9 protein-coding genes are annotated in these 23,736 nt (G+C 71.5%); 5 read left to right on the top strand and 4 right to left on the bottom strand.

Features of this window, described 5'->3' with window-relative positions; translation table 11 throughout:
• Positions 1-48 precede the first annotated feature (48 nt).
• The 4 genes from AMK10_RS18055 to AMK10_RS18040 all read right to left on the bottom strand — a co-directional run bounded on the left by AMK10_RS18055 (position 49) and on the right by AMK10_RS18040 (position 17,185).
• Positions 49-13,845 carry a type I polyketide synthase gene (locus AMK10_RS18055; protein ID WP_198959717.1) on the bottom strand — a complete coding sequence of 4,599 codons (13,797 nt, stop codon included), beginning with the start codon at positions 13,843-13,845 and terminating at the stop codon, positions 49-51.
• Between the two features lie 304 nt (positions 13,846-14,149).
• The gene (locus AMK10_RS18050) at positions 14,150-14,851 is read right to left on the bottom strand and encodes an HAD-IA family hydrolase (RefSeq protein WP_073748815.1); all 702 of its coding nucleotides are present in this window, start codon (positions 14,849-14,851) and stop codon (positions 14,150-14,152) included.
• A gap of 40 nt (positions 14,852-14,891) precedes the next feature.
• Positions 14,892-16,022 (bottom strand): Gfo/Idh/MocA family protein, encoded by a 1,131-nt coding sequence (locus AMK10_RS18045; protein ID WP_073748814.1) that lies wholly within the window; start codon positions 16,020-16,022, stop codon positions 14,892-14,894.
• The gene (locus AMK10_RS18040) at positions 16,019-17,185 is read right to left on the bottom strand and encodes a DegT/DnrJ/EryC1/StrS family aminotransferase (protein WP_073748813.1); all 1,167 of its coding nucleotides are present in this window, start codon (positions 17,183-17,185) and stop codon (positions 16,019-16,021) included. Before AMK10_RS18040 ends, AMK10_RS18045 begins: the two co-directional genes overlap by 4 nt.
• 161 nt (positions 17,186-17,346) lie before the next feature.
• Here AMK10_RS18040 and AMK10_RS18035 point away from each other — a divergent pair, with 161 nt between their 5' ends.
• From AMK10_RS18035 to AMK10_RS18015, 5 genes are all read left to right on the top strand, one after another.
• Complete coding sequence (locus AMK10_RS18035; protein WP_073748812.1) at positions 17,347-17,781, top strand: type II 3-dehydroquinate dehydratase; 435 nt, start codon at positions 17,347-17,349, stop codon at positions 17,779-17,781.
• A gap of 61 nt (positions 17,782-17,842) precedes the next feature.
• The gene (locus AMK10_RS18030; protein WP_241839572.1) at positions 17,843-18,760 is read left to right on the top strand and encodes an ROK family protein; all 918 of its coding nucleotides are present in this window, start codon (positions 17,843-17,845) and stop codon (positions 18,758-18,760) included.
• Positions 18,757-19,806, top strand: a complete 1,050-nt coding sequence (locus AMK10_RS18025) for a 3-dehydroquinate synthase (protein WP_073748810.1) — start codon at positions 18,757-18,759, stop codon at positions 19,804-19,806. The genes AMK10_RS18030 and AMK10_RS18025 overlap by 4 nt, the downstream gene beginning before the upstream one ends.
• Positions 19,799-20,605, top strand: coding sequence for a shikimate dehydrogenase family protein (locus AMK10_RS18020; protein ID WP_073748809.1), 807 nt, complete (start codon positions 19,799-19,801; stop codon positions 20,603-20,605). The genes AMK10_RS18025 and AMK10_RS18020 overlap by 8 nt, the downstream gene beginning before the upstream one ends.
• A 233-nt stretch (positions 20,606-20,838) precedes the next feature.
• On the top strand, positions 20,839-23,736 hold the full coding sequence (locus tag AMK10_RS18015) for a BTAD domain-containing putative transcriptional regulator (RefSeq protein WP_073748808.1): 2,898 nt from the start codon (positions 20,839-20,841) through the stop codon (positions 23,734-23,736).

Here is a 23,736-nt window from a genome sequence, read left to right as displayed (position 1 = left end):
GTTCGTCCTTGTGTCGGGTCGGCTGTACGGAACGGCTGGTTCGGCCGGTCAGGAGGAGCCGAGCTCGCTGTCGATCAGCTCGAATATCTGGTCGTCGGAGGCCGTGTCGAGGTCGATGCCGCCCGCGGGCTCCGACGAGCGGTGCGCCTCGGCCCACTTCGCCGTCAGTGCTTCGAGCCGCGCGGTGACCTGGGCCCGGAGCGATGCGTCGGGAGCGGGGTCGGCGAGGGCCTGCTCCAGCCGGTCCAGCTCGGCCAGGGCAGCCGGTGCGTCGGGCGTTGCCTCCGTCGGCGCGAGCCGGTCCCGAAGGTACCGGGCGAGTGCGGCCGGAGTGGGGTGGTCGAACACCAGCGTGGCCGGCAGCCGCACACCGGTCGACGTCGCCAGACGATTACGCATCCTGACGGCGGTCAGCGAGTCGAATCCCACCTCGTTGAAGGCCTGGTTCGCCTTGATCGACTCGTGTGCGGCCAGCCCGAGTACGGATGCGGCGTCGCTCCGCACGAGTTCCACGAGCAGACGTATCTGCTCCGCTTCCCCGACGGCGGCCAGCCAGCCCGTCAGTGACCGCCCACCGCCCTGGTCCTCGTCGGCAGCCACCGGCCCCGCGGCCTTCCTGGGCGTGTGGACCAGTCCGCGCAGGAGCGGGGGAAGGTCCCCGGCGGCAGCCTGGGCCCGCAGAGCCGTGAAGTCGAGTTTCGTCGGCACGAGATGCGGCTCCTCGGATGCGAGAGCCGCATCGAGCAGCGCCAGCGCCTCGGCCGACGTGAGTCCGGCCTGGCCGCCCCGGGCCATGTGCCCGAGCTCGGTCGCGTCGAGGTGTCCCGTCATGCCGCTCGCCTGCGACCACAGTCCCCAGGCGAGAGAGACAGCGGGCAGCCCTTGCGTACGGCGCCACTGTGCGAGTCCGTCGAGGTATCCGTTGGCCGCCGCGTAGTTGCCCTGGCCCGCATTGCCCAGCACCCCGGCGCCTGAGGAGAAGAGGACGAAGGCCGCCAGGTCCAGGTCCCGCGTCAGCTCGTGCAGATGCCACGCGGCATCCGCCTTCGGCCGGAACACCGTATCGACACGGTCCGGTGTCAGGGATGACAGCACTCCGTCGTCGAGTACTCCGGCGGTGTGGACCACAGCGGTCAGCGGATGCTCCGCCGGAACCTCTCCCAACACCCCCGCCAGAGCCTCACGATCACCCACATCCGCAGCCACGACCGCAACCCGCGCACCAGCAGCCCTCAACTCCTCCACAAGACCCGACGCACCCTCAGCCGCCACCCCACGACGACTCACCAACACCACACTGCGCACCCCATGCACCACCACCAGATGCCGGGCCACCAACCCACCCAACGTCCCCGTACCACCCGTGATCAACACAGACCCCGCAGGATCCAACCCCCGACCCACAACCCCCGACCCCACAACCCGCACCAACCGAGGAACGAACACCCGCCCCCCACGCACCCCCACCTGCGACTCACCCGAAGCAACCACACCCGACAACAACCCACCCACACCCACAACCGAGTCGGCATCCACATCCACCAACACGATCCGACCCGGCTGCTCCAACTGCACCGAACGCACCAGACCCCACACCGCAGACCCACCCGGATCACCCACCACACCCCGCGTGAGGACGACGAGAGGCCCGCTGCCGGGGGAGTCGGAATCGGAGGTGTGCCGCTGGAGCGAATCGAGTGCCCGCACCACCACGTCACGTGCGGCCTGCGGGTCTTGGGCCGCATGCTCGGCCGTCAGATCGAGCACCCTGTCAGGAGTGACGGACTCGCCGCCTCGCGGTAGTGCGGTGCCGAGCGGGGTCCAGTCCAGTCGGTAGAGGGAGTCCCGGACCGAAGGGCCACGACCGGTGGCACGGTCGGCCGGCACCGAGCGCAGAACCAGGGATCCAATTTCGGCGACGGGCCGGCCCGCACCGTCTGTGAGGGTGAACGACACGCCGTCCTCGCCGGTCGGCCTGGCGTGCACCCTGAGAGTGGTTGCGCCGACGGCGTGCAACGCGGTGCCGTTCCAGGAGAACGGCAGGAGCACATGCCCGGGCTCCGCGGTCGGCGCCGCGCCGAAATTGGCCGCCTGCAGCGCGGCGTCCAGCAGCGCCGGGTGCAGACCGTACCGGCCGGCCTCGGAGACCAGGTCGTCGGGCAACGCCAGCTCCGCGAACACCTCCCGCCCACGCCGCCACGCCGCCCGCACCCCCCGGAACGCAGGCCCGTACGCATACCCCTTCGCCGCGAGACCGTCGTAGAACCCCTCGACGGACACCGGCTCCGCACCCACCGGAGGCCACTGCTCGTAGCCGAAGTCCGGCGTCCGCCCGGATGACGAGAGAAGGGCATCGACGTGCTTGTCCCAGAGGGCGTCGGGACCGGACTCCTCCGGGCGCGAGTAGATGCGCAAGGGCCGATGGCCCGACTCGTCCTTCCCGTCGAGGGCCAACCGCAGTTGCAGAGAACCGTGTTCGGGCAGGGCGAGGGGAGAGGCGATGACCAGTTCGTCCACGGTGTCCAGGCCGGCCTCTTCCCCGGCACGGAGCGCCAGCTCCAGGAACGCGGCCCCGGGGAGCAGCACAGTGCCGGAGACCGTGTGGTCCGCCAGCCACGGCTGGGCGCGCAGCGACAGCCGGCTGGTGAACAGCTCTCCGCTCGCATCCGGCAGTCCGACGACCGCCCCGAGCAGAGGGTGTCCGGCCGGGGTCTGCCCGGCGGTCGAGACATCGCTCGTACCGTGCGGCGCCTCAAGCCAGTAGCGCTGGTGTTGGAAGGCGTACGTCGGCAACTGGACGTGTGTGCCCTTGTGTTCGCCGAAGGCGGGTGTCCAGTCGACGTGGACGCCGCGTACGTGGAGTTCGGCCGCGGACTTCAGTACACGGTCGAGGTCACCGTCGTCGCGACGCAGGGTACCGGTGACCACGGAGGCCACATCCCCGTGCTCGTCCAGGATCTCCTGAACGCTGTGCGCGAGTACCGGATGCGAACTGACCTCGACGAACGCCCGGAACCCCTCACCCACCAACGCTTCCACGGCCCCGGCGAAACCGACCGTGCTCCGCAGATTCCGGAACCAGTACCCACCGTCCAGCTCCGGACCATCCAGCCAACGACCCTCGACGGACGAGAAAAACGGGACCGTTACGCTGCCCGGCTTCAGACCGTCGAGCAGAGAGCCCAACTCATGCTCGATCAACTCGACATGAGACGTGTGCGAGGCGTAGTCCACCGGTATCCGGCGCACCCGCACACCCTCGGACTCCAACTCCCCGGACAAACGCTCCAGAGCACCCACGTCACCGGCAACCACCACCAAGGACGGACCGTTGACCGCCGCCAACTCCACACCGTCACCCAGACGTTCGACCACGTCGGCAACCGGCAGGCCGACCGAGACCATGCCACCACGGCCCGCCAGCCCGTCCGCGATCGCACGACTGCGCAACACCACCACCCGCGCCGCGTCCTCCAACGACAACACACCAGCGACATGAGCGGCCGCGATCTCACCCTGCGAATGCCCCAGCACCGCATCCGGACGCACCCCGAACGACTCCCACAGCCGGGCCAAGGACACCATCACCGCGAACGAGACCGGCTGCACCACATCCACCCGGCCCAACGCCACCGCACCCTCGACACCCCGCACCACATCCAGGGCCGACCAACCACTCACCGACTCCAGCACACCACTGACCTGCGTGAACACCTCGGAGAACACCGGGGAAGACTCCAGCAGCGCCGCACCCATCCCCACCCACTGCGAACCCTGACCAGGGAACACGAACACCGTGCGCCCCGAAACATCCGCCTGGCCCGACACCACCGAACCGAGCTCCTCACCACGCGCGAGCGCGGACAAGCCATCCAGGTCATCGGCCAGAACCACCGCACGGTGGGCGAAGGTGCCCCGTGTCGTCGCCAGCGCACGTCCGACAGCGGCGGAACTCAGCTCGGGACGCTCCCTCACGAACGAATCAAGGCGCGCGGCCTGCCCCCTCAGCGCCCCCTCGGACGCCCCGGAGAGCACCCACGGCACGACGGCCGGGGCATGGGCCGGATCCACCGACGTCTGATCGTAGGAATCCACCGAAGTCCGATCGTCGGAATCCGCCGGCGCCTCCTCCAGGATGACGTGGGCGTTGGTCCCGCTCACTCCGAAGGCGGACACACCGGCGCGTCGAGGTCGGTCCACCTCGGGCCACTGCCGCGCCTCCCTCAGCAGTTCGACCGAGCCCGCATCCCAGTCGATCTTCGAGGACGGCTCATCCACATGCAGCGTCCGAGGAAGCACACCCTCCCGGATCGCCTGAACCATCTTGATGATCCCCGCAGCACCAGCAGCAGCCTGCGTATGACCGATGTTCGACTTCAACGACCCCAACCACAACGGACGACCAGGCAACCGCCCCTGCCCATACGTCGCCAACAACGCCTGCGCCTCGATCGGATCACCCAAAGACGTCCCCGTCCCATGACCCTCCACCACATCGACATCCACCGCCGACAGACCCGCACCCGCCAACGCCGCACGAATCACCCGCTCCTGCGACGGACCATTCGGCGCAGTCAAACCATTCGACGCACCATCCTGATTCACCGCAGAACCACGCACCACCGCCAACACCTCATGCCCCAACCGCCGAGCATCCGACAACCGCTCCAACAGCAGAACCGCCACACCCTCCGACATACCGAACCCGTCGGCACTGTCGGCGTACGCCTTGCTGCGGCCGTCCGTGGCGAGTCCGCGCTGCCGGCTGAATCCGACGACTCCTTCGAGCGTCGACATGATCGAGACGCCACCCGCGATGGCCATGGAGCACTCGTCGTTGCGCAGCGCCTGGGCGGCCAGGTGCAGGGACACCAGCGAGGACGAGCAGGCGGTGTCCACGGTCAGCGCCGGGCCCTCCAGACCCAGGCTGTACGCGACGCGGCCGGAGAGGACGCTGCCCGCGTTGCCGGTCACGAGGTACCCCTCGTCGGCCTGTCCAGCGGTGTCCCCGGTGCCGTAGTCCTGACCGTGGGTGCCGACGAACACTCCGGTGGGTGTGCCCTTCAGCGAGGTCGGGTCGATGCCCGCACGCTCGAAGACCTCCCACGACACCTCCAGCAGCTGCCGCTGCTGCGGGTCCATCGCCAGCGCCTCACGCGGGTTGATCCCGAAGAAGGACGCGTCGAAGTCGCCCACGCCCTGGAGGAATCCCCCTCCCTGGACGTAGGTCTTGCCGGGGGCGTCCGGGTCCGGGTCGTAGAGGCCGTCCAGGTCCCATCCACGGTCCGTGGGCAGTCCGGTGATGGCGTCGCCGCCGTCGGAGAGCAGCTGCCAGAGGTCCTCGGCGGACGACAGGTCTCCCGGGAAGCGGCAGCCCATCGCCACGATCACCACCGGGTCGTCGGTGCGGGCGGTCTCCCCGGTGGTCGGGCGCGGCGCGCTCTCGGAGCGCTTCTGTACGAGCGGAGCCTCCGCGTCGCCGACCAGTTCGCGGTGCAGGTGGACGGCGAGCCCGGTGACCGTCGGATAGTTGAAGACCAGGGTGACCGGCAGCTTGAGCCCGGTCGCGGCCGTCAGCCGATTCCGCAGTTCCACGGCGGTGAGCGAGTCGACGCCAAGCTCCTTGAAGGCGCGCTGCGCGTCGATGGAGTCCGCGGTGGCATGGCCCAGGACGGAAGCCGCGCTGCTGCGGACCAGTTCGATCAGGACGTCCTGCTGTTCCGGGGCTTCGAGCCCAGCGAGCCGACGTGTCAGCGCCGCACCGGTACCGCCGTTGTCCGTCCGGTCGCGCCGTACGGTCCGCCGCGCAGACTCGGGCACCAGCGCACGGAGCAGCGCGGGCACCTCTCTGCCGCGCCGTACGGCGCCGAGGTCCAGCCTGATCGGCACCAGTGCCGGACTGGCGCTCTCAAGTGCCGTGTCGAACAGCGCGAGTCCTTGCTCGGCGGACAGGGGGCGCGTACCGGCGCGGGCCATCCTGGCCAGGTCGGTGTCGCTGAGCCGGCCGCCCATCCCGGCCTGCTCGGCCCACAGGCCCCAGGCGAGTGAGACGGCGGGCAGGCCCTGGTCACGACGGTGTCGTGCGAGGGCGTCGAGGAAGGCGTTCCCCGCCGCGTAGTTGCCCTGCCCGGCTCCCCCGAAGGTCGACGAGGCCGACGAGTACAGGACGAAGGCCTTGAGGTCCAGATTCCGGGTGAGCTCGTGCAGGTGCCAGGCCGCGTCCACCTTCGGCCGGAGAGCGGTGTGCCACTGTTCCTGGCTCAGGTCACCGATCACTCCGTCCGCGACCACTCCCGCCACATGCACCACGGCGGTCAGACGGTCCGCCACCGAGGCGACGACCTTCGCCAGCTCCTCCCGGACCGCGGCATCGGCCGCCACCGCCGTGACGCGGACGCCGGAAGCCGAGAGAGCTGCGAGCTGCTCGTCCGCGATTCCCGAACGGGAGAGCAGCACGATCTCGGCCACGCCGTGGGAGCGGACCAGGTGTTCGGCGACCAGTCTGCCCAGGCCTCCCCCGGCACCCGTGACGAGTACGGTTCCTTCGGCCAGCCGCACAGGCGCGGGGACGGCCGGTATGTCCGGCCGCGTCAGCCGGGCGACGAACGCCCGGCGGTCCCGCACGGCGATCCGCGGCTCGTCCCGCAAGGCTTCGCCGAGCCCCACCGACACCGTTTCGGTGTCGAACCGGTCGACTTCGAGCAGGCCGAGCCGGCCGGGGTGCTCGGACTGGGCCGTGCGGATCAGACCCCCGACCGGCTCCTGGACCAGATCGTCCCGGAGGGTGGCCACCACCAGGCGTGAGGACTGGGTACGCGGGTCGGCCAGCCAGTCCTGCAACGCCGACAGGACTTCCAGCCCGACAGCGTGGACCCTGGCCGGAACACTCTGCTCCGGATCTCCGCCGCCTGCCCTGAGGACCACCACAGGGGGCACCGGTCCGGTACCCGTGTGCGGGTGGAAGGCCCACTCCTCACCCTCGGGGGCGGCTCCGGCGGCCTCCGGCACGGGCACCCAGGTGACTTCGTAGAGGGAACCTCCCGTGCGCCCGGCGCCCCCGCGAATCCGCGCCGGGTCCACCGGCCGTACGGTCAGCGCGTCGATGTCGAGCACCGGCGCCCCGGTGTCGTCGGAGGCGCTGATCGACACGGTGTCGGGGCCCACCCGGTCCAGGACCACGCGGAGCGAACGCGCTCCGGCGGCGTGGAGTCGGACGCCCGACCAGGAGAACGCCAGTCGGGGTTGCTCAGGATCTTCGAAGAAGCCGGAGACCCCGAGCGGGTGCAGCGCCGCGTCGAGCAGTGCGGGGTGGATCCCGTAGCCGTCGGGGTCGTCGGCGGAGCCCGCGCCGGGCTCCGGAAGCCGGAGATCCGCGTAGAGCCGGCCCTCCTGGGCCCAGACGGCTTCCACCGCTCTGAACGCGGGACCGTAGTCCACGGTCAGGGAGTCGTAGAACCCGTCGAGGCCGATCGGCCGGGCGTCGGCGGGCGGCCAGGAGTACGGGACCGCGTCTGTGGCCGGTGCCGCGGAGGCCACCAGTACACCGGTGGCGTTCTCGGTCCACGGGTCGTCGGCACCCTCCCGCGAGTACACCCGTACGGCCCGCCCGCTGTCGGTGGCCTCCTCCACGGTGACCTGGATGTCGACCCCACCGCCGTCGGGAATGACGACCGGAGCGGAGATCGTGAGTTCGTCCACGGCCGGGAGCTGGAGACGTTCCCCGATATGGAGGAGTACGTCGAGCAGTGCGGTGCCCGGGAGCAGCGCCGCGTCCCCCAGCCGGTGATCGGCCAGCCACGGCTGACCGGCCTGAGTCAGCCTGCTGGAGAAGACCGCAGCTCCACCACCGGCCGGCGTGACGACCGCGTGGAGCAACGGATGGCCGCCCGACTCCAGTCCAGCAGCAGCGAGATCACCCGTGCCGCCCACCGGCCTCAGCCAGTAGTGCTGGTGTTGGAAGGCGTACGTCGGCAACTGGACGTGTGTGCCCTTGTGTTCGCCGAAGGCGGGTGACCAGTCGACGTGGACGCCGCGTACGTGTAGTTCGGCCGCGGACTTCAGGACGCGGTCGAGGTCACCGTCGTCGCGGCGCAGGGTGCCGGTGACCACGGACGGGGCTTCGCTGTGCTCGTCCAGGATCTCCTGGACGCTGTGCGCGAGTACCGGATGCGAACTGACCTCGACGAACGCCCGGAAGTCCTCACCGACCAGCGCTTCCACGGCCTCGGCGAAACCGACCGTGCCGCGCAGATTCCGGAACCAGTAACCGGCATCGAGTTCCGGACCATCCAGCCAACGACCCTCCACCGAGGAGAAGAACGGCACCTTCGCCCTACCAGGCTGCAGGCCTTCCAGAACCCTCGACAACTCGCCCTGGATCAACTCGACATGAGACGTGTGCGAGGCGTAGTCCACCGGTATCCGGCGCACCCGCACACCCTCGGACTCCAACTCCCCGAACAAACGCTCCAGAGCACCCACGTCACCGGCAACCACCACCGACGACGGACCGTTGACCGCCGCCAACTCCACACCCTCACCCAGGCGTTCGACCACGTCGGCAACCGGCAGACCGACCGAGACCATGCCACCACGACCCGCCAGCCCGTCCGCGATCGCACGACTGCGCAACACCACCACCCGCGCCGCGTCCTCCAACGACAACACACCAGCGACATGAGCGGCCGCGATCTCACCCTGCGAATGCCCCAGCACCGCATCCGGACGCACCCCGAACGACTCCCACAGCCGGGCCAAGGACACCATCACCGCGAACGAGACCGGCTGCACCACATCCACCCGGCCCAACGCCACCGCACCCTCGACACCCCGCACCACATCCAGGGCCGACCAACCACTCACCGACTCCAGCACACCACTGACCTGCGTGAACACCTCGGAGAACACCGGGGAAGACTCCAGCAGCGCCGCACCCATCCCCACCCACTGCGAACCCTGACCAGGGAACACGAACACCGTGCGCCCCGAAACATCCGCCTGGCCCGACACCACCGAACCGAGCTCCTCGCCACGCGCCAGCGCGGACAAGCCATCCAGGTCACCCAGAACCACCGCACGGTGTTCCAGCCCCGCCCGCGACACGAGCGCCCGCCCGATCGCAACAGGCGTCGCGTCGGTCCGTCGCGCGAAGGCCTCAAGTAGTTCGGTCTGAGCGCGCAGGGCCTGCGCCGTGCGTGCCGACACGATCCATGGCACGACGGCCGGCGTGACACCGGATTCTGCGGGTGCCTCGTCGTCGGGACGAACCGGTGCCTGCTCAAGAATGACGTGGGCGTTCGTGCCGCTCACGCCGAACGACGACACACCAGCCCGGCGAGGTCGGTCCACCTCGGGCCAGGGCTGAGCCTCGGTCAGCAGCTCGACCGAGCCCGCATCCCAGTCGATCTTCGAGGACGGCACGTCAACATGCAGCGTCCGAGGAAGCACACCCTCCCGGATCGCCTGAACCATCTTGATGATCCCCGCAGCACCAGCAGCAGCCTGCGTATGACCGATGTTCGACTTCAACGACCCCAACCACAACGGACGACCAGGCAACCGCCCCTGCCCATACGTCGCCAACAACGCCTGCGCCTCGATCGGATCACCCAAAGACGTCCCCGTCCCATGACCCTCCACCACATCGACATCGGAGGAAACAAGCCCCGCACCCGCCAACGCCGCACGAATCACCCGCTCCTGCGACGGACCATTCGGCGCAGTCAAACCATTCGACGCACCATCCTGATTCACCGCAGAACCACGCACCACCGCCAACACCTCATGCCCCAACCGCCGAGCATCCGACAACCGCTCCAACAGCAGCACACCGACGCCCTCGGACCAGGCCGTGCCGTCGGCGGCCTCGGCGTACGGCTTGGCGTGGCCGTCGGCCGCGAGCGCGCGCTGCCGGGAGAACTCCACGAACGAGGTGGGCTTCGCCATGATCGCCACGCCACCGGCGAGGGCCAGCGCGCATTCGCCCGCCCGCAGGGCCTGGGCCGCCAGATGCACCGCGACCAGCGACGACGAGCACGCCGTGTCCACCGTCACCGCGGGACCCTCCAGCCCCAGCGCGTAGGACACCCGCCCCGACGCCACACTCCCCGCGTTGCCCGTGCCCAGATAGCCTTCGAGTCCGTCGGGGACACGGCCCAGCTCGGTGGCGTAGTCGTGGTACATCACTCCGGTGAACACGCCGACGCCGCTGCCGCGCAGTGAGGTCGGGTCGATGCCCGCTCGCTCGAAGACCTCCCACGACACCTCCAGCAGCTGCCGCTGCTGCGGGTCCATCGCCAGCGCCTCACGCGGGGAGATGTCGAAGAACTCCGCGTCGAAGGCTCCTGCGTCCTGGAGGAATCCGCCGTGCCGGGCATAGGACGTGCCGGGGCTGTCGGGGTCCGGGTCGTAGAGGCCCTCGAGGTCCCACCCCCTGTCGTCGGGGAAGGGAGAGATGGCGTCACCGCCCTCGGCGACGAGGCGCCACAGGTCGTCGGGCGACGCGATGCCGCCCGGAAGCCGGCAGCCCATCGCCACGATGGCGATGGGTTCGTCGCCCGCGTCGCGTCGCCGCACACCACCGGCGGCGCCCACGGGGCGCTTCGTAGCGGCGGACGCGGCCGCGCCGAGGAGCCGGGTGCGCAGGTGACGGGCCACTGCCGCAGGTGTGGGGTGGTCGAAGGCCAGGGTGGCCGGGAGCTGGAGGCCGGTGCCCGTGGTGAGCCGGTTGCGCAGTTCGACCGCCGCGAGCGAGGTGAAGCCGAGGGCCTTGAACGGCCGGTCGGCACGCGCGGGTGTACTGCGGTCCTCCGGTTGCAGCCCGGCGACCTCCTTGCGTACGAGGTCGAGCAGCAGGCGCTCCTGTTCGGCTTCGGAAAGGCCGGCGAGCCGCTCCCGCAGTGCCGCGGACGTGGCGTTGTCCGGGGCGGAGCTGCGGGTGGGGGCGTCGATCAGACCCCGGAGCGGCGGGGCGATGGTGGTGCCCGCCGCCTCGGCCTCCAGCGCTTCGGGGGCGAGTCGCATCACGATGAGCGAGGTCCGGTCGGTGAGCTGGGCGGCGTCGAACATGGCTGTGCCCTGCTGCTCGGTCAGCCGTCCCAGACCCACGGGTGCCGTCCTGCCGTCTCCTTCGAACGGGCCGGTGCGCAGGGAGAGTCCGGGCAGTCCGCGTGCGGCGCGGTGCTGGACGAGCGCGTCGAGGAAGACTCCGGCCACGGCCTCGTCGCTGTCGGCGAGCCGTCCCTGTCCCGGGGCGCCCTGTGCGGGCACGCCGAGGACTCCGGTGACGGAGGAGTACAGCACGAAGGCCGACAGATCGTCGTCGGAGGTCAGTTCGTGCAGATTGAGGGCGCCTTCCAGGGCGGCCGTGAGGTCGCGGGGGTGGGCGCCCTCCGCGTGGACGATCGCACCGGGCCTGCCGCCCTGGCGCTTCCCCGTCCGGTGCAGCAGTTTCTCCAGCGCCTCCCGGTCGGCGATGTCACAGGCGGACAGGGTCACGTCGACGCCCCGTGCGGTGAGCTCGGCGCCCAGTTCGGCGGCTGCCCGGTCCGCCTTTCCGGTGGGGCTGACGAGGTGCAGACGGCGGACTCCGTAGCCACCGACCAGGTGGCGGGCCAGCGTTGCCCCGGCCGGCCCGTCGGCACCGGTGAGCAGCACCGGACGCCGGGGGTCGAAGGTGGCGGCGGGCTGCTCGGTGTCGGCGGAGGCGGAGACCCGCGATGCCCGGGGGTGCAGGCAGACGCCGGAGCGTACGACGATCTGGGGTTCTCCCGAGGCCACCGCGTCGGGGAGTGCGTGGGCCGGGTTGTCGTCGTCGACGTCCAGGTCGATGAGCACGAGCCTGCCGGGGTTCGCGGCCTGGACGCTGCGTACGAGGCCCCAGAGGGGTGCCTGGATCAGGTCGGTCACGTCGTCCTCGGCGCCGACGGCGACCGCTCCCCGAGTCGCGATGACCAGGGTGGACGTCGCCGAGCGGTCGTCGGCCAGCCAGCCTTCGAGCTGTTCGCCCAGGGTGCGGACGGTGTCCCGTACGGCGTCGGCGAGGCGGCCGGGCCTGCGGATTCCTGCTCCCCAGGCCAGTACGGTCACCTCCGGGAGGGACTCGCCCGCCTCGGTGTCCCTGCGCAGTGCGTCCAGTGTCGGGTGCGCGGCGACGCCCTTGCCGAGCCCGCGCAGCCGGTCCGCCACACCGAAGGCATCGGCGCCGACGACCGCCCAGTCCTGGGAGAGCGGCCGGGGTGCGGGCACGGACGACTGGGGTATCCAGTCGAGGCGGAACAGCTGCTCGTAGTGGCTTCCGCCGCCGGCGCGGAGCCTGGCGGGCAGTTCGAGCAGGACGTGGCGCGTGATCTTGCCGGAGGCCGTGCGGGGGATGCGGTCGATCTCGTAGAGCTCCTCGGGGACCTTGAAGTATGAGAGCCGGTCACGGCACGCGGCGAGCAGCCCCTCCGGGTCGGTGCCCGTCGCTCCGGGCACGACGAAGGCCACCGGGACCTCGCCGAGTACGTCGTGGGGTTTGCCCACGACGGCGACGTCCGCGACGCCGGGGACGGAGCGCAGCACCTCCTCGACCTCGCCGGGGTGGATGTTCTCGCCGCCGCGGATGATGAGTTCCTTGATGCGGCCGGTGACGGTGAAGTAGCCGGCGTCGTCCCGGCGGGCGAGGTCCCCGGTGTGGTACCAGCCGTCGCGGAGCGCTTCCGCGGTGGCTTCGGGCTGGTTGTGGTAGCCGAGCATCACGCTCGGGCCCCGGACCCAGACCTCGCCCTCCTGACCGGCCTGCGCGTCGAGGCCGGTCTCGGGGTCGACGAGTCGTACCCCGAGACCGGGGACGGGCAGGCCGCAGGAGCCCTCGACCCGGGCGCCGGTGGGCCAGTTGATGGTGATCGAACCGCAGGTCTCGGTGGAGCCGTAGGCGTCGAGGAGGGGAGCGTGGAACGCCTCCTCGAAGGACCGGCGCAGGGCCGCCGTCGTGACCGCTCCGCCGACGAGGCACATCCGCAGGTCGGGCGCCTCGAAGTTCTCCTCCCGTGCGGCGCGCACGAGTTGGTGGTACATCGTGGGTACTCCGGCGAGGAAGGTGGACGCCTCCTCGCGCAGCGCGTCGAGCACGTCGGCGGCGGCGTACCCGTCGACGATGCGGGCGGTGGCTCCGACGGCGGTCACGCCCAGGACGCAGACGATGTGGGAGAGGCTGTGGAACAGGGGCAGCGGCCACAGGACCCGGTCGTCCGCGCTCAGGGCGGGGATGGGTGCGTAGCAGGCGGCCACCGACCAGAGGCAGTTGCGCTGCGTGGAGAGCACGCCCTTGGGCCGGCCGGTGGTGCCGGAGGTGTAGAGCATCCAGGCGGGGTCGTCGAGGCCGAGGTCGTCGCGGGGCGGTGTGGAGGGCTCGGTGGCCGCCAGCGTCTCGAAGGAGTCCGTGCCCACGGGGACAGGGCCGTCACCGGTGACCAGGACGCGCAGGTCGGTGCGGGCGGCCAGGAGGTGCGCGAGCTGCTCCGCGCGCGTCGGGTCCGTGATCACGAGGCGGGCGCCGCTGTCGTCGAGGAGGTAGCTCAGCTCGGCTTCGGTGATCCGCGGGTTGATGGGTACGCCGATCACCCCGGCCCTGGTGAGGGCGAGGTAGCTCTCGACCGTCTCCACGCTGTTGCCGAGCAGGATGGCCACGCGGTCGCCGGGATGCAGGCGGCGCTCGGCCAGGTGGCCGGCCAGGTGGCGGGTGCGCTGCTCGAGTCCGGCGTAGGTCACGCTGCGCAGGGCGTCCCGGAAGGCCACTTTGTCGCCGAATTGCCGGGCGTGCTCCGCCAGCAGTTCGGGCAGTGGCCGAATGAGCTCCGTACGCAACAATGCCTTCACATCCCTCGGTAACGTGGAACGCCGGAATAATTGAGCCGATGCGTGGGCGGGACTTCGTACACATGGAATTCACAATGCCGCCCTGCATAACGCCGTTCGCACGTCCAGTGTTGACGCGCGGGAAGGCGGGGCTTCCCCTAACCAGCCCCCTATGCCAGCCCTTACCACTGCTTGTGGGCCGTTCTCAGGTCTGCCGGAATGGAAAACGGCGTCCCGGCGCGAAGAGGCCCCGTAGCACCGTGGGCCCCGACACGTCGGACGTGTCGGGGCCCACGGTGCACAGTGGACTCGGTCAGCGGGTCACTCGGTGGGAGGGCGCGGGCAGCAGGGTCAGCAGGTCTCCGGGGGCGTGCAGGGCGGCGTCCGGCCCCTCCGCGTGCAGGGCCGCGGCGTCCGCCTCGCCCCACAGGGCCGCGACGGCCGTCACGTTCGCGGCGCGGGCGCTCGCCAGGTCGGTCACCGCGTCGCCGATCATCATGGCCTCGGCCGCCGGCACGTCGAGCAGGTCGAGTGCGCGCAGGACGATGTCGGGGGCGGGCTTGGCCCGGGCCACCTCGTCGGAGCCGATGACATGCTCGAAGGAGCTGAGGAGCCCGAGCCGGTCGAGCAGGGAGCGGGCGCGGGGCCCGCTCTTGCCGGTGGCGACGGCGAGCCGCAGCCCTCGCCCTCTCAGCTCCGAGAGCAGTTCGGGTACGCCGTCGAACACGGTCACCTGGTGGGCCAGCCGGTAGCTCTCCCGTACGAACGGGGCCTCTAGCTCACCCGGCAGGCCCATGATGCTCATGATGTCGGGGAAGTACCGGCCCAGGTGGCGGCTGTACTCCTCGAAGGGCGCCCGGCCGTCTCCGACGACCTCGGCGTACGCGGTCAGGAACGCCTGCCGCATCACCGCGAAGCTGTCCACGATCACACCGTCGAGATCGAAGATCACCGCGCGGGGCTCGGGAAGGGCGGCCGAGGGGGTCGTGGCGGAAGGCTGGAGCGGGGTGTACATGAAGCTCTCCGTAGGTTGTCGGGCGGCCCACGTCCGGGCCTCAGTGGGCGCCACGGCCGGCCGGCACCGGGCGGGACGGGCCCGCGGAACGGGCGGAGGCGTAGAGGCGTTCGATGACGGCGATCGTCCGCCGGGCCTGTGCGACGGCGGTGCCGCGGCCGGCGGGATCCCCGAGCCGGACGAGGATGTCGTCCAGCTGGCGGGCGTACTCGGCGCCGACCGGGTCGGGGGTCAGCGGGATCTCGGTCGTCCTGCCGTCGCCGGTGCGGGTGAGCACGGGGTCCTGCCGGTTGGGGCTGAAGCCGAAGGTGCAGCTGAGCGTCACGCTGCCGGCGCTTCCCTCGACGGAGACGCGGGTGACGTCCCGGGCCTCGTGCGACGCCCAGCTCACCCGCAGCGCCACGGATACGCCCTGCCCGGTGACCAGGAAGCCGCGCGCGGTGTCCTCGACGTCCCTGGTCCCCGATGCCGTGGGACCGTCAGGCAGGCCGGTCCCCTCGCCGCGCCAGGGTGCCTGCCGGGAGCGGCTGTTGACGAAGTCGTCGGTGACCGTGCCGACGACCTGCTCGAACTCCGAGGGGCCCAGCAGCGGGCCGATCGTGTCGAGGAGGTGCCAGCCCAGGTCGACCAGCGCTCCGCCGCCGGCCAGCCTCCTGTCGGTGAACCACCCGCCCGCGTCCGGGATGCCTCCGGCCCGTACCCAGGACACGTCGATGTGCCGGATCCGGCCGAGGTCCGCGGCGATGGCGTGCAGGGCCCGCACATCGGACCGGTGGCGGGCGGCGCTTCCCGCGAGGAGCACCGCTCCGCCCGTCCGTTCGGCCTCGGCCAGCCGGTCCGCCTCCTCGACGCTGAGGCAGACCGGCTTCTCCAGGAAGACCGGGATGCCCCGGGCGAGCAGCCGGGTGGCGACGGAGGTGTGCAGATGGTTGGGCACCGCCACGACGGCCAGATCGACCAGGGAGGCGTCCAGTTCACGGTCGTCGGCGAACACCTGGGGGCCGCCGCTGCCGGCGAACGCCCGGCGGCCCTCGGCGTCGGGCTCGACCACGGCGGTCACCGCGTATCCCGGGTGCTCGGCCAGGCGTGGCAGGAAGATGGTCCGTCCTGCCCAGCCGAGCCCCACCACGGCGACCCTGACCGGCCTGCCGTCCCCCGTCGCGGCGCTCACGCCGCGGCCAGGACGTCGGCCACGATCTCGGCGATCTCGTGCATGTTCCGCTCGGAGCCCAGCAGCGTGCGGTGGTGCAGCCAGATGCCGTCGGAGGTGAGCGCCTCGGTGTTCGGGCAGCGGCGGGCGAGTTCGTCGACGGAGGCCTGGGGCGCCCCGGTCTCCCAGAACCCGTCGGACCGGTAGATCGCCCGGAAGACCACGAAGGCGGGCAGTCCCCGGGCGATGAGCTCGTCGACGAGGGCATTGCGCCGCTCCTCGCCGATGCCGGGTATGCGGAACATGGCCATGTAGTGGGGAATCCGGTCCGCGCGGTCGTCGCGGCCCTGGGGCACCACACCGGGGATCTCGGCGAGGAGCCGCTTGAGCAGCGGCGACCGCTGCTCCCTGGTGGTGATCTGCCCGTCGAGGCGGCGCAGCTGCGCGCGCAGGACGCTCGCCGAGAACTCGTTGAGCCGGAAGTTGGAGCCCGAGGTCCGGTGGAAGTACTTGCGGTCGCTGAACGGCCGCCCGCAGCTGTGCCGCAGGAACGCTTCCTCGTAGGACGCGTTGTCGGGGAAGGTGACGGCGCCGCCCTCTCCCGCGGTCATCAGCTTGCCGTTCTGGAAGCTGAACGCGGCGATCGAGCCGAGCTCTCCGACCTTGCGTCCCCGCCACTGCGCGCCGTGGGCGTGGGCGGCGTCCTGGATCACCGGTACCCCGCTGTCGGCGGACAGCTTGTCCAGGGCGTCCATGTCGGCCAGGTGACCGGCCATGTGGACGGGCATGATCGCCCGGGTGCGTTCGTTGATCGCCGCCTCGGCGGCCCCGATGTCGAGGCAGTAGGTGTCGGGGTCGACGTCGACGGGCACGGCCACGGCGCCGAGGCGCTGGGCGGCCTGGGAGGAGGAGATGAAGGTGAACGCGGGCACGATCACCTCGGTCCCGGGTCCCACGCCGAGCACCTGGAGGGCGAGCTCCAGGGCGTGGGTCCCGTTGGTGACGGCGAGTGCCCGCTCGGCCCCGTGGTATTCGGCGAATTCCCTCTCGAACGAGTCGACCTCGCTGCCGCCCATGCGCCACCACTGGCCTTGTTCGAGTGCGCGGATGAGGCCTTCGCGTTCATCGGCGTCGTACTGCGGCCACTCGGGAAATACCGGAGCCTGGTGTTCGGTCGTACCCATAATTCCGCTGCCTTTCTTGTCGAGGACGCGGTTTTTCGGCACGCTAACCCACGCAATGGCAAGCCGTCACTTCCCCTAGCGACCCCCCTATGTTTCTCCTGTTCCGATTCCTTTCCAGCGGTTTTACGGAAGCCTCGGAGAAGGGCTGTTATAACGGGGACATGACCGAGCTGCTTTTGTTGAACGGACCGAACCTGGGGATTCTCGGCCGACGCGAGCCGGAGGTGTACGGCACCGATACGCTCGCGGACATCGAGGAGTCGGTGGCCCGGGAAGTGGCGGGGCGGGGCTGGAAGGTCGTCTCCGTCCAGCGCGAGTCCGAGGGTGAACTGATCCAGGCGGTGCAGGAGTCGTACGACACCGTCGGCGCCATCATCAATCCGGGCGCCCTGATGATCGCCGGCTGGAGCCTCCGTGACGCCCTGGCCTCCTATCCGCGGCCCTGGATCGAGGTCCATCTGTCGAACGTGTGGGCGCGGGAGGCCTTCCGTCACGAGTCGGTGCTCGCTCCTCTGGCCGTCGGTGTGATCGCCGGCCTGGGAGCGCACGGCTACCGGCTCGCCGCACAGGCGCTGTCGGCCAGGATTCCGGCCTGAGGACACCTCGGGCCGGCCACTACCGCGACCGGGAGTCGTCATCGGCCATCTGGGAATCGACGTGGGCGGCACCAAGGTGGCGCTGCGGGTGGAGGACTGCGGCGGCACGAGGTCGCTGGAGTCGGACCTCCGCTGGCAGGCGTCCTCGGACAGCGCCCGGGACTGGAAGCAACTGGCCGACACCGTCGAGTCGTTGTGCTCCGCGTGGGGTGAGCCCATCCGCTCGGTCGGTGTCGCGATGCCCGCGACGCTGGACGGCGGGGGCCGCGTCTCCGTGTGGCCGGGACGTCCGCACTGGGCCGGACTCGGCCTGCGGGACGCGCTGGCGGAGCTGTTCCCCGGCGCCGGGGTGCGGATCGCGGACGACGGGGATCTCGCGGCCCTGGCCGAGGCGGAGCGGGCCGGATGCCGGAATCTGGTCTATCTCGGTGTGGGTACCGGCATCGGCGGCGGCGTCGTCGTGGACGGGCGGCCGCTCCCCGGCGCCGGCCGGGGCTCCTGCGAGGTCGGCCACATCGTCGTGGAGCGCGGGGGAGCGCGCTGCGACTGCGGGAGGAACGGCTGCGTGCAGGCCCTCTCGTCCGGCCCTGCGACGCTGCGGCTGGCCGCCCGCATCCGCGGCGGTCCGGTGGACTACGAGGCCCTGCGCGACGGATACGCGTCGGGGGCGGCATGGGCGGTGGCCGCCGTCTCGGAGAGCAGCGCGGCCCTCGCAGCGGCGGTGGTGAGCCTGTGCGAGCTCGCCCACCCCGAACTCGTCCTGATCGGCGGCGGTTTCGCGGCCGGGCTGCCGCAGCTGGTTCCCGCCGTGGCCGCGCACACCCGTGCACTGGCCCGGCCGGGTTCGCCTCCGGTTCCGGTGAGGCCCGCCGCCCTGGGCGGCCTCTCCTCGCTGTACGGAGCGGTGTCCCTGGCGCGTTCCACGGCTTCCGGGCCGCGGGGCGGCCCTCAGCAGCAGAGAATCGGAGAAGAGACATGACCGCCGTACCCGTCGTCGCGCACCGGCGCATAGAAGTGCCGCTTGCCGGGCGTGGCTACACCGTCCATATCGGCCCGGGGGTACGCCACTTGCTCCCCGACGTCGTCGCCGCGACGGGCGCGCGACGGGTGGCGGTGGTCACGGCGAGGCCCGCCGGGTGGACCCCCGATCCGGGCGTGCCGTTCCTGACGGTGCCCGCCCGGGACGGCGAGCGGGACAAGACGCTGGCCTGGGTGGAGGAGCTCTGCTCCCGGTTCGCCTCGTTCGGGCTCAGCAGGTCGGACGCGGTCGTCTCGGTCGGCGGCGGCACGACCACCGACTCGGTCGGCCTGGCCGCGGCGCTCTACCATCGCGGCGTCCCCGTGATCCACCTGCCGACCTCGCTGCTGGCCCAGGTCGACGCCAGTGTGGGCGGGAAGACCGCCGTGAACCTCCCTCAGGGCAAGAACCTGGTGGGCGCCTACTGGCAGCCCCGTGCCGTTCTCTGCGACACCGACTACCTGGAGACCCTGCCGCCGCGTGAGCGGATCAACGGGCTGGGCGAGATCGCGCGCTGCCACTTCATCGGCGCGGGCGATCTGCGCGGGCTCCCGCTGCACGAACAGATCGCGGCGAGCGTCGCGTTGAAGGCCTCGGTCGTCGTGTCCGACGAGCGGGACACAGGTCCCCGGCATCTCCTGAACTACGGCCATACGCTCGGCCACGCGCTGGAGCGGGCCACCGAGTTCGCGCTGCGCCACGGCGAAGCGGTCGCCGTGGGGACCGTGTTCGCCGGGCGGCTCGCGGGCGCGCTGGGCCGGATCGGGGCGGACCGCGTCGCCGAGCACGAGGAGGTCGTGGCGGGTTACGGTCTGCCGACCGCGCTGCCGACGGGCGTGGCCACGGCGGAGCTGATCGCGCTGATGCGGCTGGACAAGAAGGCCACATCGGGGCTCACGTTCGTCCTGGACGGTCCGCGCGGAGCGGAGCTGGTGCGGGACGTCCCCGAGCGCGCGGTGGCGGCCGCCCTGGACGCCATGCCCACGGGACCGGCCCCGCATGCCTGAGATCAGCGGCACGACGAGGCTCTTCGCCGTACTCGGGGATCCGGTGAGCCAGGTCCAGGCCCCGGCGCTCCTCAACCCGGTCTTCCGCCGGCTGGGCCTGGACGCGGTGCTGTTCCCCGTCCACGCACCCGCGGGCGGGCTCGGCCCGGTCATCACGGGGCTCCAGCGCATCGGCAATCTCGACGGGCTCCTCATCACCGTCCCGCACAAGATGGAGGCCTGCCGGTACGCGGACGAGCTGAGCCCCGCCGCCGCGCTGACCGGCAGCACCAACGCGATGCGCCGCGATCCCGACGGCCGTTGGTACGCCGACAACTTCGACGGTGCCGGTTTCGTCGCGGGGCTGCGGGGCGCCGGACACGACCCGCGCGGCAGGCGGGTGTTCCTGGCCGGTGCCGGTGGCGCGGGCACGGCGATCGCCGCCGCTCTGCTGGACTCGGGCGTCGCGCACCTCTCGGTGTACGACCCCGCGCCCGACCGTTCGGCGGCACTGGTCGGCAGGCTGCGCGGCACCGCACCCGCCCGCGTCGTCGGTGCCACCGCGCCGCGCCCCCACGACGCCTGGCTGGCCGTCAACGCGACACCGCTGGGGCTGCGCCCCGGAGATCCGCTGCCGTTCGCCCCGGGTGAGCTGCCCGCCGGGTCCGTCGTGGCCGACATCGTGATGCACCCGAGGGACACGGCCCTGCTGCGGGAAGCCGCGGCGCGAGGGCTCTCCGTCCATCACGGCATCCACATGCTGGACAGGCAGGTGGGTCTCTACCGCGAGTTCTTCCGCCTCGACACGCCCGACCCGTGACCGCACCACGCCTCTGACCAGCGATTTCACGCATCCGCCACCGGACTGTGAACGGGCCGTTGCCCCGTCCACGACAGGACTGTGAACAGACCGTAAAACGCGGCGGCGGCTCCGGCATGCCCCTCCTATGCTGGGCGCCCGGGATCGTTCGGCATGGCTGTCGGACCGGCTCGACGGCTTCGTGTGCGCGGCGCCTCGCCCGTTCCGCGTGGCCGGCCAAGAACGGGGGGCGTATGCGTTTCAATCTGCTGGGGCCGTTGGAAGCCACGGACCACGGGGTTCCCGTGCCGCTGGGAGGCGTCAACCAGCGGGCGGTGCTCGGCTACCTCCTGCTGCACCCCAACAAGGTCGTGGCGACCGGGGAGCTCGTCCAGCGGCTGTGGGGCGCCGGGGCACCCCCCACCGCCCGCAAGATGGTCCAGAACGCGATCGCCGGGCTGCGCAGGGCGCTGGCCGGGGACGACACCGTGTCGCTGTCGACCTCCCCGCCCGGTTACATGCTGCGGCTCGCCCCCTCGGACATCGACCTGGCCCGCTTCGAGGAACTGGTGCAGCACGGACGCGCCGCACTCGCCGCGGAGTCCTGGGCCGTGGCGGCACGGTCCCTGCGCGAGGCGCTCGCGCTCTGGCGCGGTCCGGTGCTGGCCGACGTCCTGGAGACGGGCGTGACCTGGCCGGAACTGGCCGTGGTGCGGGAGGCACGGCTGACGGCCTTCGAGGACTGCGCCGAGGCCGAACTGGCGCTCGGCCGCCACCGCGAACTCGTCGGTGAGCTCGCCGCCATGGCGGAGGAGGAGCCCGTACGCGAACGGCTCTGCGGGCTGCTGATGCTGGCGCTCTACCGCTGCGGGCGCCAGCCCCAGGCGCTGGCCGTGTACCAGGGCATCCGCGACAGGCTGGTCAACGGCTTCGGCCTCGATCCCGCCCCCGAGCTCCAGGACCTGGAACGCGCGATCCTGAACCAGCGCCCGGCGCTCACCTGGCACCCGGGAGCCGAGCCGCCCGCGCCCGCTGCGCCCGACGGCCCCGCCGAGGAGAGCTCCGCCCCGACGCCCGGCCTGCTCTCCCTCCCCGCCGCCTCGGGCCCGTGCGGCGCCGGGCAGCCGGCCGAAGCCGCGGGCCCGGCCGCCGCGCCCCCGGCCGAGCACCGGCCACGGGCGATGACCGAGCGCAAGCAGGCCAGTGTGCTGCTGGTACGCGCGCGGGTGGAGGCCGCCGGGGACGACCCCGAGCAGGTCGACGAGGCGCTGAGGGTGCTCACGCGCATCGTCGTGGAGGAGGCGGCCCGCTTCGGCGGACTGGTCCGGGGCGCCGTCGGTTCCGTACGGTCGGTCCTCTTCGGCGTCCCCCGCACCTACGAGGACGATCCCAGGCGGGCCGTCCGGCTGGCCCTCGCCATCCGCGACCGGCTCCACGGCAGGCCCGGCCGGTGCATGGCCATCCGGATGGCCGTCGCCACCGGTGAGGTCCTCGCGACGTACCGCGACACCGACGACGAGGAGCCGGCGGAGGTATCGGGCTCGGTGCTGGACGAGTGCGAGGCCCTGCTCGCGCTCGCCGGCCGGGAGGGCGTCCGCATCTCCGACACGACACTCCGGGCCAGCGGCTACCTGTTCGACCACTCCGCTCCGGGCGACACGGGTGACGGACGGCAGGTCTCCGTCGTGCTTCCCTCCCCCGCCACTCCGCCGCCGGCCACGAGGCTGCTCGGCCGCGAACGTGAACTGGACATCCTGTCGGGCCTGTTGAGCGACGCGCTACGCCGCAGCCGGCCGCATCTGGCCACCGTCCTCGGCGAGTCCGGCATCGGCAAGAGCCGTCTGGTCGCGGAGTTCGGACGGTCGCTGCAGAACCGGCCCGAACCCGTACGGCAGTTCTCGGTGCGTGTCCCGGCCTTCGGCGGCGGCAGCTCCTCCGCCCCTCTGGCCGCCGTCGTACGGTCGTACGCCGGAATCGCCGAACGCGAGCCGGACGCGCTCGCCGAGCAGAAGCTGACCACGGCCGTCCGCCGGCTGATCGGCCCCGGCGACGAGGCGGACTGGATGCTGGGCCTGCTGCGCCGCATCATCTCCCCTCCCTGGCCCGCGATGGACGCCCCCGAGGAGGAGGAGATGCTCCGGGCCGTGCAGCGCCTCATCGAGGAGGTGGCGGCGGAACGGCCCACCGTGCTCCTGCTGGAGGACATGCACCTGGCCTGCCGCACGTTCCTCGACCTGGCCGAGGACCTCACCGAGCGTCTGGGCCACGTGCCGCTGCTCGTCGTCGTCACGGCACGGCCGGAGCTGAGGGAGCGCAGACCGCGCTGGACGTGCGGCAAACGCGATGCGACCACGTTCGTCCTCGACCCGCTCCCCGACGAGACCGTCGCCGGAATGCTGACCGGGCTGCTCGGCCGGCCGGTCGACACGGTGGACGACGCGGACCTCCTCTCCCTCGTGGGCGGCATCCCGCTGTTCGCGGAGGAGTACGCGCATGAGCTGAGGAACCACCCACGCGACAGAATGCCTCCGGTGCCTCCCCGGGTTCGCAACATCGTCGCGGCCAGGCTGGACACGCTGCCGCCCACGCGGAAGACCCTGCTGCGGGACGCGGCGGTCCTCGGGGGACCGATCAGGGCCGACGGCGTGGCCGCCCTGTCGGACCGCGATCCCGAAGAGGTCGCGGCGGGGCTGAAGCAGCTGGAACGGAAGGAGTTCCTGCGCCGCGTCCGGAACAGCACGCTGCGACGGGAGGCCGAATACGTCTTCCGCCACACGCTGGTGCGCGAGGTCGCGTACGCCCAGCTGCCCCGCCGCGACCGGGTGCTGCTGCACCGGCGGGCCGTCGACTGGATCACCCTGCTCCCCGCCGACCAGGGCGATCTGCTCGTCCACCACTACCGGCGGATCCTCTCGCTGACCGCCTCCACGGGCCGGCCGACCGCGGCCCTCGTCCAGCACATCACCCAGGCCCTCACCGACGCGGGCGGACGGGCCTTCGACGCGGGCGCCCACCGGAGCGCCCTGCGCTGCTACCGAAGCGCCGCCGAACTCTCGCCCAGCGCGGGCACGGCCAGACGGCAGCTTCTGCTGCTGAGTTCGCGGGACGCGGAGCCGATGACCGCCGGGATGGCGCACCCGATGTGCTGCTGA

Source organism: Streptomyces sp. CB02058, from assembly GCF_001905505.1.
Lineage (GTDB): Bacteria > Actinomycetota > Actinomycetes > Streptomycetales > Streptomycetaceae > Streptomyces.
The sequence above is the reverse complement of the archived record's forward strand: the minus strand, read 5'-3'. Positions and strand labels throughout refer to the sequence as shown.

Coding starts and splice junctions, on each gene's coding strand:
- AMK10_RS18050 (WP_073748815.1), bottom strand. CDS start 14,851: ATGTACACCCCGCTCCAGCCTTCCGCCACGACCCCCTCGGCCGCCCTT.
- AMK10_RS18040 (WP_073748813.1), bottom strand. CDS start 17,185: ATGGGTACGACCGAACACCAGGCTCCGGTATTTCCCGAGTGGCCGCAG.
- AMK10_RS18035 (WP_073748812.1), top strand. CDS start 17,347: ATGACCGAGCTGCTTTTGTTGAACGGACCGAACCTGGGGATTCTCGGC.
- AMK10_RS18025 (WP_073748810.1), top strand. CDS start 18,757: ATGACCGCCGTACCCGTCGTCGCGCACCGGCGCATAGAAGTGCCGCTT.
- AMK10_RS18020 (WP_073748809.1), top strand. CDS start 19,799: ATGCCTGAGATCAGCGGCACGACGAGGCTCTTCGCCGTACTCGGGGAT.
- AMK10_RS18015 (WP_073748808.1), top strand. CDS start 20,839: ATGCGTTTCAATCTGCTGGGGCCGTTGGAAGCCACGGACCACGGGGTT.